8 protein-coding genes and 3 pseudogenes are annotated in these 9,988 nt (G+C 66.5%); 9 read left to right on the forward strand and 2 right to left on the reverse strand.

The features are described 5' to 3' along the window. Positions 1–65: 65 nt before the first annotated feature. The 4 genes and pseudogenes from AB0I73_RS38545 to AB0I73_RS38560 all read left to right on the forward strand — a co-directional run. Positions 66–362, forward strand: coding sequence for an integrase core domain-containing protein (locus AB0I73_RS38545; protein ID WP_363045066.1), 297 nt, complete (start codon positions 66–68; stop codon positions 360–362). 238 nt (positions 363–600) lie between these two features. Beyond that, positions 601–1,827 (forward strand): IS110 family transposase, encoded by a 1,227-nt coding sequence (locus tag AB0I73_RS38550; RefSeq protein WP_363045067.1) that lies wholly within the window; start codon positions 601–603, stop codon positions 1,825–1,827. 117 nt (positions 1,828–1,944) lie between these two features. Then, positions 1,945–2,478, forward strand: a complete 534-nt coding sequence (gene cpt, locus AB0I73_RS38555; RefSeq protein ID WP_363045068.1) for a chloramphenicol phosphotransferase CPT — start codon at positions 1,945–1,947, stop codon at positions 2,476–2,478. A gap of 17 nt (positions 2,479–2,495) precedes the next feature. Further along, positions 2,496–2,852, forward strand: a pseudogene (locus AB0I73_RS38560) (tyrosine-type recombinase/integrase); the annotation flags it as partial. A gap of 92 nt (positions 2,853–2,944) precedes the next feature. Here AB0I73_RS38560 and AB0I73_RS38565 read toward each other — a convergent pair. Then, a complete protein-coding gene (locus AB0I73_RS38565) occupies positions 2,945–3,292 on the reverse strand; it encodes a hypothetical protein (RefSeq protein WP_363045069.1) in 348 nt (115 codons plus the stop codon). Positions 3,293–3,567: 275 nt separating this feature from the next. Between AB0I73_RS38565 and AB0I73_RS38570 the strand changes: the two are divergent. Then, positions 3,568–5,011 (forward strand): annotated as a pseudogene (locus tag AB0I73_RS38570) (NF041680 family putative transposase). A 1,238-nt stretch (positions 5,012–6,249) separates the two neighbouring features. Here the strand turns inward: AB0I73_RS38570 and AB0I73_RS38575 are convergent. Further along, entirely contained in the window at positions 6,250–6,570 is a 321-nt protein-coding gene (locus tag AB0I73_RS38575; RefSeq protein ID WP_363045070.1) for a hypothetical protein, read from the reverse strand. Positions 6,571–6,972: 402 nt separating this feature from the next. Between AB0I73_RS38575 and AB0I73_RS38580 the strand changes: the two are divergent. From AB0I73_RS38580 to AB0I73_RS38595, 4 genes and pseudogenes are all read left to right on the forward strand, one after another. Beyond that, a pseudogene (locus AB0I73_RS38580) lies at positions 6,973–7,535 on the forward strand (winged helix-turn-helix domain-containing protein). Next, positions 7,532–8,062, forward strand: coding sequence for a transposase (locus AB0I73_RS38585; protein ID WP_363045073.1), 531 nt, complete (start codon positions 7,532–7,534; stop codon positions 8,060–8,062). The pseudogene AB0I73_RS38580 and the gene AB0I73_RS38585 overlap by 4 nt, the downstream one beginning before the upstream one ends. Before the next feature lie 139 nt (positions 8,063–8,201). Then, positions 8,202–8,747 (forward strand): hypothetical protein, encoded by a 546-nt coding sequence (locus tag AB0I73_RS38590; protein ID WP_363045071.1) that lies wholly within the window; start codon positions 8,202–8,204, stop codon positions 8,745–8,747. A 311-nt stretch (positions 8,748–9,058) separates the two neighbouring features. Continuing rightward, positions 9,059–9,313, forward strand: coding sequence for a hypothetical protein (locus AB0I73_RS38595; protein ID WP_363045072.1), 255 nt, complete (start codon positions 9,059–9,061; stop codon positions 9,311–9,313). The last annotated feature ends 675 nt before the right edge of the window (positions 9,314–9,988 follow it).

Raw genomic sequence — 9,988 nt, forward strand, 5'->3', positions numbered from 1 at the left:
CGCCCCGTCAACTCCGCCATCCAACCCGCTGGTCGTCCCACAACACACTCCTCTGATCAGGGGTGTTGCAACGACTGGTTGAACCTGGGCAGTACACCAGCCGTGAATTCGCCCTGCTCGCAGCCGAGTTGGATATCCAGCTGTCTGTCGGCCGAACCGGCCAGTGCTGGGACAACGCGCTGGCCGAGTCGTTCTTCGCCACCCTGAAGAACGAACTGCTCGGCGACCGTTCCTGGCCGAGCAGGTCCGTCGCCCGCACCGCGGTCTTCGAGTGGATCGAGGGCTGGTACAACTTGCACCGGCTGCACAGCAGCCTCGGTTACCGCAGTCCCGCCGACTACGAAGCCGCCCTGGCGGCCTAATGGGAACTGCCGGGTCGAAGAGACTCGGTGCCGTAGCCGCCAGCAGGTGAGCACTTATGTGGCCGGAACCAGTACGAGTTCTGTGGTCAGACCGTGCCCCTGCTGGTCGGCCGGAAGACCATGACCGCTGATGGGGTGGCGTGCCCGCCGAGCTGAGCGTGAGCACTGGATCCATTAGGCCGCGTGCCGTGTCTTCCGCGGGCTGCACGACCGGGAAGTACCTGACCAGGAGGAAGAGTTGCTGCTGATCGGCGACGACTGGGCCGAGGACCATCACGACGTCGAGGTCCAGGACACCACGGGCCGCCGCCTCGCGACCGTGAGGCTGCCCGAGGGCGCGGAAGGCATCGCCAGACTCCACGAGCTCGTGGCGAGGCACGCCGGTGAGGATCTCGAGCCGGCCGATGTGGTTGTCGGGATCGAGACGGACCGCGGTACCTGGGTGCAGGCCCTGCTCGCCGCCGGCTACCAGGTCTACGCGATCAACCCCCGACAGGTCGCCCGGTTCAAGGAGCGGTACGGCACCTCCGGCGCCAAGAGCGACAAGGGCGACGCCCACGCGCTGGCCGACATGGTCCGCATCGACCGTGACCAGCTGCGGCCCGTTGCCGGGGACAGCGACCAGGCCCAGGCCGTCAAGGTCGTTGCCCGCGCCCACCAGACCCTGATCTGGGAACGCACCCGCACCTTTCAGCGGCTGCGCAACACGCTGCGCGAGTACTTTCCCGCCGCCCTGAACGCCTACGCGAGTCTGGAGCTGACCAGCACGGACGCGCTGGAACTGCTCGTCAAGGCGCCCACCCCGCAGGCAGCGGCGAAGTTGACCCGCACGCAGATCACCGCCGTCCTGGCCCGCGCCCGACGCCACAACCGGGACCAGAAAGCCGGGGCCATCCAGGCCGCGCTGCGTGAGAAACACCTGGAACTGCCCGAACCTGTGGCCGCCGCCTACGGGGCCACCACGACCGCCCACGCCCGTCTCCTGATCGCCCTCAATGAACAGATAGCCACGCTGGAAGAGCAGGTGAAGGCGCATTTTCTCGCGCACCCGGACGCTGAGATCTACCTCTCCATGCCTGGCATCGGAGAGATCACCGGCGCCCGGGTGCTCGCCGAGTTCGGGGATGACCCCACTCGCTACGCATCCGCCAAGGCCCGCAAGAACTACGCCGGCACCAGCCCCGTCACCCGGGCATCCGGCAAGAGCCACACCGTCCAGGCCCGCTATGTCCGCAACAACCGGCTCGCTGACGCACTCCAGCGCCAGGCGTTCTCAGCCCTGCGGGTCTCACCCGGCGCCCGCCGCTACTACGACAAGCAGCGAGCCCGTGAAGCCGGCTACAACTCCGCCCTCCGCCAGCTCGGCAACCGCCTCGTCGGCATCCTCCACGGATGCCTCAAAACCCGCACCCACTACGACGAAGCAACTGCCTGGGCACACCACGCCCAACCCCATGCCGCTTGACACCAAACAACATGGGGTGTCTGACCACCACACTGATGGTGTCCGTCAAAGCGGAACAAGCTCAGAACGCATCACCCTGAAAGGCGAACGCACCGCTATGGAAGGCGAGTCCAACACATGAGCACTCAAGTCATCGTGCTGAACGGCGGATCCAGCTCCGGCAAGACCGGCATCAGCCGCTGCCTCCAGGCGATCCTCCCCACCCCCTGGATCGCCCTCGGCGTGGACGACCTGATCGCCAAGCTGCCCCGGTCGATGACCGCTCAGGACTCCGGGATCACGTTCGGGGATCAGGGCGAGGTCGAGGTCGGCGCCGGGTTCCGGGAGATCGAGGCCGCCTGGATGGCGGGCATCGCCGCCATGGCACGGGCCGGGGCCCACGTGATCATCGATGACGTCTTCCTCGGCGGCGCCGCCTCGCAGGAGCGGACGCGCAAGCAACTCGAAGGGCTCGAAGTGCTGTGGGTCGGGGTGCGCTGTGACCCCGAGACCGCGGCCGGACGCGAGATCGCCCGTGGCGACCGGACGGCCGGCATGGCGGCCTCGCAGGCCGAGATCGTGCACAAGGGCGTCGACTACGACATCGAGGTCGACACGTCGAAGACCGAGTCACTGGCCTGCGCCCGCGCCATCGCCGCGGCGGTGAGCTGACGTCCGGGTCCCGGAGCGGACCGCTGCGGGCCCGCAACTTCCGCCAGCGGCTCTTCGCGCCGGCGGTCGTGAAAGCCGGACTGGGGCACCTCAAGGTCACCCCGCACAAACTGCGCCACACGGCCGCCCCGCTCGCCATCGCCAGCGGTGCGGACGTCAACGTCGTCCAGACGATGCTGGGCCACAAGTCGGCGACGCTGACCCTGGACACGTACGGGCATCTCTTCCCGGACCGTCTCGACGAGGTCTCGAAGAAGATGCACAAGCGGCGTGCCAAGCAGTTGGCCAAGGCGAAGACCAGGCTGGAGAAGGTCGAGCGGAAGGCCCGCCAGGCCGCTGAGACGGTGGCCGCCCTGGAGGAGGACTCGGCGTGATGTGGGTTTGATCCGTGCCGAGAAACGGCAAACGGAGGGGGCCGCTGTCACTGGTATTGAACCGGTGAGGGCGGCCTTCCGGTCTTTCCGGGTCAGAGCAGCCTCGGTCGTCGGCCATCCCGCCGGGCCCGGTCCATCGCGGCAGCGGTCTCGTCCTCGGCCAGCGCCTCGATGTGCTCAGGCACTGACCGCTCGTCGAGCACGAAGAGCCGGCCACCGACGAGGCGAGTGGCGGTCTTCCAGCCCAGACGCTGCCCGGCCTCCCGCGCCGCCTGCCGAACGTCCTTGAGGTCGCCCATCTCCGCGAGGTCGTCGCTGCCCAGGACCAGCTGCCCGAAATACCCCTTGTACTGCGGCTTCAGAGTGGCCCGCATCAACGACTCCAGCCGGTCGACCAGCTTCTCGTACCGGCGCCGGGACAGCTCGTTCTTCGCGGGCACCTCGCACAGCTCCCCACCTCTGCCCGCAGCCGCATGTGTGCCATATGTGTGCTGCGAGTACGAAGGCCCTCCCGCCCGTCGGACGGAAGGGCCTCTGACCAGGCGTTTTGCTGTGCCCCCGGCAGGATTCGAACCTGCGACACCCGCTTTAGCTTTTGTTTAACCTCGCACGTCACCCGACCTGCTGAGATCTTCCGTTTCGGAGAACGTGAGACGCGGCCGTCCTCCACGCTTCGAGGTGTCGAGTCACGGAGTGTGAAGGGACGGCCGCTGAGATGAGTTTCCTTGCCCAGGCCCCTGCCGTCGAGGCGTTGGGTGTCCTGTCCCGCTTTCGAGTTGAGTTCTACGACTGTCTATACGCCCGCCCAGATGCGCTCTTCGAGTTGACCGAGGCGATCCTTTGCGCGGATGGTCCGGTGAAGTCGCTGGTCGAACTGACACTGGCAGCCGAGCACCAGCGCGGACACGGGGCGATGTACGCCGCGCTGGACAAGGGGTGGTTGCAGCCGGCCCGCCTGCGCCGCGTTCTGGCCGGTCTGCCGATGCCGGGCGCCGCCGACGGTCGCATCGTGCTCGCCGCGGATGTGTGCAACTGGCTTCGCCCGGACGCCTCCACCAGCTCTGACCGGCTCTTCTGCCACGTATACGGACGTGGAGGACGTGCCAGCGACCAGTTCGTGCCCGGCTGGCCGTACTCTTTCGTCGCCGCTTTGGAGACCGGCCGCACTTCCTGGTGCGCTCTGCTCGACGTCGTCCGCCTGGGCCCGGCCGACGACGCGGTCGCCGTGGCAGCGGCCCAACTGCGCGGCGTGGTCGAGCGGTTGATCTCGGCTGGTCACTGGAAGCCGGGAAGCAAGGCGATTCTCATCGTGCTGGACGCCGGCTATGACGCACCTCGCCTCTCGTATGCGCTGCGTGACCTGCCTGTGGAGGTGATGGCCCGGCTGCGCTCGGACCGCGTGATGTACCGCGACGCAGGTCCCGCGCATTCCACCCCCAAAGGCGGACGCCCCCGCAAACACGGAGCCAGATTCTCCCTCGCCCGACCGGACGGTTGGCACGTCCCCGACCGGCTCACCACCTGCGAAACCACCCGCTACGGCCGGGCCGAGGCAAGCGCCTGGGACCGCATGCATCCGAAACTGCAGGCCCGCAGTGCCTGGCTCGACCACGAGGGCGAACTGCCCACGCAGCACGGCACATTGATCCGGCTCAAGGTGGAGCACCTGCCTGGCGAGCGCGAGGCGAAACCGGTGTGGCTGTGGACCTCCGCCACCGGTCTCGCCGCCGACCAGGTGGACGTGCGCTGGCAGGCGTTCCTGCGCAGGTTCGACCTGGAGCACACCTTTCGCTTCCTCAAGCAGACACTCGGCTGGAGCCGTCCGAAAGTCCGCCACCCCGACACCGCGGACCTGGCTGGTGATCGCCGCACACACCCAGCTCCGCCTCGCCCGCTCGCTGGCCGAGGACCTGCGCCACCCCTGGGAACGGCCTGCCGAGCCACAGCGGCTCACCCCCGCCCGCGTCCGCCGAGGGTTCCGCCACCTCCGCATGAAGGCCGCCCGTCCGGCGGCCGGGCCGAAACCGTCCAGGCCCGGCCCGGGACGCCCACCCGGGTCAAGAAACCGCAGGTCAGCCCAGCGGCACGAGCCCGGGAAAACCGTGAAACGTGTCGAGACCCTCACCGAACATATTCGCTTGAAACAGCTCAGGGGTTAAACGCCAAGCTAAACGATCCTCTTCGTCCGTGGCCGTCCGGCCACGTTGATGTCGGCCATGGATGTCAGACGCTTTCTAGCGGAAACTGCGGGCGCCCGCTGACGGCACAAGGGATCATGAGGCATACGCCCTGATGACTGGCACCTCACCTGGCCTGTCGCCCCGGGGGCGACGGTCGTAGGCTACATGCTCCCGGAGGACGGTCCGGTCCGCTACATCGCACCCGGCCCCTTCGATCGCCCTGCACAGCCCCCGATCACGTGGTGATGAAATGACGCGGAGAGAAAGTAACTGGAAATCGCTGCAGGGTGGTGGATTCATGAGAGCCTCGACTGCTGGCCTGGGTGAAATGCTGCTCGGGTGGCGATCACTCTTCCTCGGTATTTGTGGAGTCTTGGCCGGCTTCATTGGGGCCATCACCAACAAGGGCCTCACGGCACGACTCACTCTCATCACGATCGGATGCGTATCCGTCGTACTCCTGATGGTTTCATGGAGATACATGAAGCATCAGCGAGATGAGGAGCAGGCTCGGCAGCAGAATCCGTAGCTCCGGCCTCGCATGAAACGGCCCGCCAGAGCACCTGGCGTGCCGTTTCGGCCTCCTGTGTCGGTTCCGCGCACATGGGCTGCGCCATTCTCTGCCGACCTGTTGCCCCCAATGCCGAAATCCATGCCGCCCAAAGGGCCTGGGCCGCAGCCAGCCCGGACTTGACATGACGGCCGATCAGAACGAAGAAAGTCGAGTGATGAAATGACACTGAGAAAATCGTGGAACTCGCTGCAAGGCGGCGGATTCATCAGAGGCTTGGTTGATCAGCTGCTGGGCCAGCGATCTCTTTTCCTCGGCTTTTGCGGCCTCGTAGCAGGCTTCGGAGGCGCCATCAATCTTGATGGCATCGCCAAGCGATTGATGTTCCTAGCGGTCGGCTGCGTGTCTCTCGTCCTCACGGTGTACTCGTGGAGACAAGTGAAGCGTCAGACGCTCGAGAAGAACGCTCAACGCCGATAACCCGCGCCGCCCTCGTACTCAACAACCACTGGAAATGATCTTTACTGAGAAAACCTCAGTAGCCGAAGAAGTGAAGGGCCGGGTCTCTGACCTGCGGCCGAGTAATCGATCAACGCTGCGACCTGCGACTTCGCTGTCGATGGTTGTCAGCGTTGGTCGTCGTTGAGCACCCTCCGACGGCCCAGAGACGGCCCGGCGGACGCGCCTTATCGGAGACCCGCACTGACTATCGGCTGAGCCAGTAGATGCCTGCAGAAACCGCGCCGCTGCCACCGAGGATGGCGAGGAGCCCTCCCACTCTAAAGCTCAATGGCTCTGCCGGAGTGCCGCCGTAGATGCGGATCGCCTTCGCGTAGAGGCGGAACGCCGCCTTCTTGTAGTCGGTGGCGATGACGATGCCCCCGCACAGCACGCCGGCTCCCACCAGGAGGAGGACGACGGCACCGACTGTGCTGGGAGGATTGCGAAACAGAGGGCGGACAGCAAGATCAGCGATGTACATCACGCCGATCATCGTGGCGTGGTGTGATGGACCGGTCAATGCCATGACTGACCTCTTCGTCCCGAAGCAACTTGGGCGGACGCTCGGCCTTGGGCTGGTGTGCTTCTCGCCTGCTGCGATGGTCTGCAAGTGTCCGCGCTCGTCCGCCGCCGTCCGTCGGCTGTGCGACGTCACCCACGCGACCGTCTCCGCTGCTCTCTGCGGATTCGCGCCTGTCGGTTGTCCTCCTTGATGGCCCTGATCTGCGCTCTGATGCAGAACCAGAGGTAGATCGTTGCCGGGAAGGCGATGACGATGCCCCACAATCGGCCGGCGCCTGATGTACCGGCCCCGAACGTCAGCCACAGCCCGCCCGCTACGAGGAGCAGCGCGAACGCAACTACTCAGGTTGAACTCGTGGTGTCGTAGGGGCTGACGGGCCGTGGTCCGCTGCGGTATCACCGGGGTATGCGGTATCCACAAGGGGGCGGGCTGACCGCCGAACGGCAGCAGTTCCGCGAGGAATTACGGCTGCAGGCGGCGGAGCGATTCGCTCGGGGTGAGGCGAGCTGGGTGATCGCCAAGGACCTGCGGGTCAGCGTCCGCTCGGTGCAGCGGTGGCGGCAGATGTGGAACGAGGGCGGTCCGCGGGCTCTGCGGTCGCAGGGGCCGGCGTCGCTGCCGAGGCTGAGCGAGAAGCAGTTCGGCCAGCTGGAAGCGGAACTGGCCAAGGGGCCGGCCGCGCACGGCTGGGAAGATCAGCGCTGGACCTTAAGCCGTGTGAAGACGGTGATCGGCCGGTGCTTCCACCTGACCTACACGATCCAGGGCGTGCGCAAGCTCCTGGTCCGCAACGGCTGGTCCTGCCAGGTCCCGGCCCGACGCGCGATGGAACGCGACGACGAGGCGGTGGCCGGGTGGGTCAAGGTGGGGGTGCCCCCGCTTGCGGGGGAGTGTGGCCGTGCGCGGAAGGCTCGCGGCGGCCCGTGGAGCCTGGCTCGTCTTCGAGGACGAAGCCGGTTTCTCCATGACGCCGCCGCAGACCAAGACCTGGTCACAGCGCGGCCGGACCCCGGTGGTGCGGGTCCGTGGCCGGTCGCGCAGACGGGTGTCCATTGCCGCGCTGACCTGCTACAAGCCCGGTCACAGGTCGCGGCTGATCTACCGGCCGCGCCGGGACGACGGCCGGCGCGACGGACGCAAGAGCTTCTCCTGGCGCGACTACCGGGACCTGCTGATCGCAGCCCATCAGCAGCTCGGCGGCCCGATCGTGCTCGTATGGGACAACCTCAACGTTCACAAAGCCGCTGAGCTGAGGGGATGGGCGGCAGCCCGGGACTGGCTGACCATCTACTACCTGCCGCCCTACGCGCCCGACCTCAACCCGGTCGAAGGGGTCTGGTCCCTTCTTCGGCGCGGCTGGCTCTCCAACGTCGCCTTCAGCACCCCCGAACATCTCATCCAGCGCATCCGACGCGGCCTACGGCACATCCAGTACCGCAGCCACCTCATAGACGGCTGCCTCACCGAGACCGGCCTGATCATCAGACCCGGCTGAGCAACGACACAACACCACAAGTTCAACCCCACTGCTCCTGGACGGCCGTGGTGGGAACGACCGGCTGTCACTGCCCCGACCGGTTGTCCCACCAGCCCCTGATGCGCGGGACGTGAACCGAGTGGGCGATCATCGTGTAATGGATACAGGTATGTGGCCGGTGCTCCCGGACGCGGAACGGGATCACTGGAACTACCTCCCCGGGCGAACCCTGGGACCTCTGCGCATGGACATGCGCCAGGGAGAGGTCATCGCGGCCCTGGCCGCGCACGGCTTCACCACTCGGCCCGACGGATACAGCCCGGGGTGGAACCCCGTGCGTTTCTCCAAGGAAGACACCCCCACGAGCCAGGGGGCGGTGGAGTGCTACTTCCACACGAACGGAGAACTGGCCTACGTCCGCGTCGACGGGCGACTCGGTCCTCAGGTGAGCTGCGAGGGAATCCGGCTCATCGGCCGTGTACCGTCGCAGCTCGCGCAGGAAATGGAAGCCCACGCGATCAAGCACGACACCGGCCTGCGGTTCAGTCCCAGCGGCGACATCTCCTGCGACGGCTTCCAGCTTGAAATCGGCGCCCAGCGCGCCGGCGACCGCATCATCTCCTCGGCCCTGTTCTTCGTCGCGGGCGACGACCAGTCCGTTATGCGAGACGGCGCACCTGACGCGGTCTGGCACCGTTGGTAGACGGCGCCTCACCCACCTCACCACGTCGAACACCCCCACAAGGGGCGGCGAGACCGGTCAGCCCTTACGACACCACGAGTTCAACCTCAGTAACCGGTCATTGGGCCTGTCCATGGAAGATCTCCTTCGTCGCAGGCTTTGAAGTCTGGCCTCATCCTTATCAGGTCGATCACGGCGGGCCTGCACCGTCGATCAACCGGCTCTATGCCTCGGCTGTTCGTCCGTTAAGGTCCAGCGGCAACCGCCGCTGTTCGTGCTTGTTGGTGTCAGGCGCTGATGTCAGCCACTGCATGCGGCCTTGACGAGGGGGGATGGGGTTGTTCCTGTTCGGTGCAGGGCTCTTGGTTCTGTTCACGCTGTCCATCGTCTTCGCCGTTGTCGGGGTGCACGCTCTGCTCCTCGGCCGTATGCCGGGCCGGTGGCTCCAGCAACGGGTGCGGCAACCCAGGCTCTGGGGAGCGGGTACCCTGCTGATGCTGATCAGCTGGAACTTCCACTCCCTGTCACTTCTCGCCGTGGGAATCGGCCTCGTCGCACTGGGCCATGTACTGAAGCCCATGCGGTGACAGCGAAGGCCGACGGAGTCTTGATGGCCCAGTCAAGCGCCGCCGCCCGGGTCCGGGAGCACCAGTTTGGAAGATCGCGTACGCGGACGGCCAATGACCTGGCGTGACGATGACCTGCGCATCCTCGGGACGCTCGCCGAGATTCCCCGTCGTTCCCCGCCGGTCGCTGCTCGATCGGGCACGCGGAGGGCACGCGTGGCCTACGTAGCGGCCTGGGTGTGCCGTCCAACCGTCGCCTGGCCTGGTGGTGGGCGGCCGCGCTAGTTGCTGTAGCTTCCGGCTGTAGGGCGGTCGGCTGATCGGGGGAATCATGGCAGCGCTGGGGTTCGTCTTCATCACTCTGCCGTGCCTCGCCATCGTCAACTTCACCTGTTTCGCAGCATTTCGGGCTCAAAAGCACAAGGCCTTCAAAGCGCTGGCCTATGCATGCCTGAGCTTCGGCCTCGCCTGTGCCCTCGTCCCTGCCGGGGTTGTCGTCTGGGCATCGTCCCTATAGGCGTGGTGCACGCACCCGCAGACCACAACAACCCACCCCTCACCCCAGCTCCCATCCCATCCGCCGTCGACCCACACACCGTGAAGCGGGCGTGGTTCCTGGCGTCCAGGTGGAGCGCGCCACTGTACGAACGACCTGGACGCCAGGGGCCGCGTCTGCTCGGCTCTGCCTGGGTCGGC

Source organism: Streptomyces sp. NPDC050388, from assembly GCF_040655635.1.
Taxonomy (GTDB): domain Bacteria; phylum Actinomycetota; class Actinomycetes; order Streptomycetales; family Streptomycetaceae; genus Streptomyces.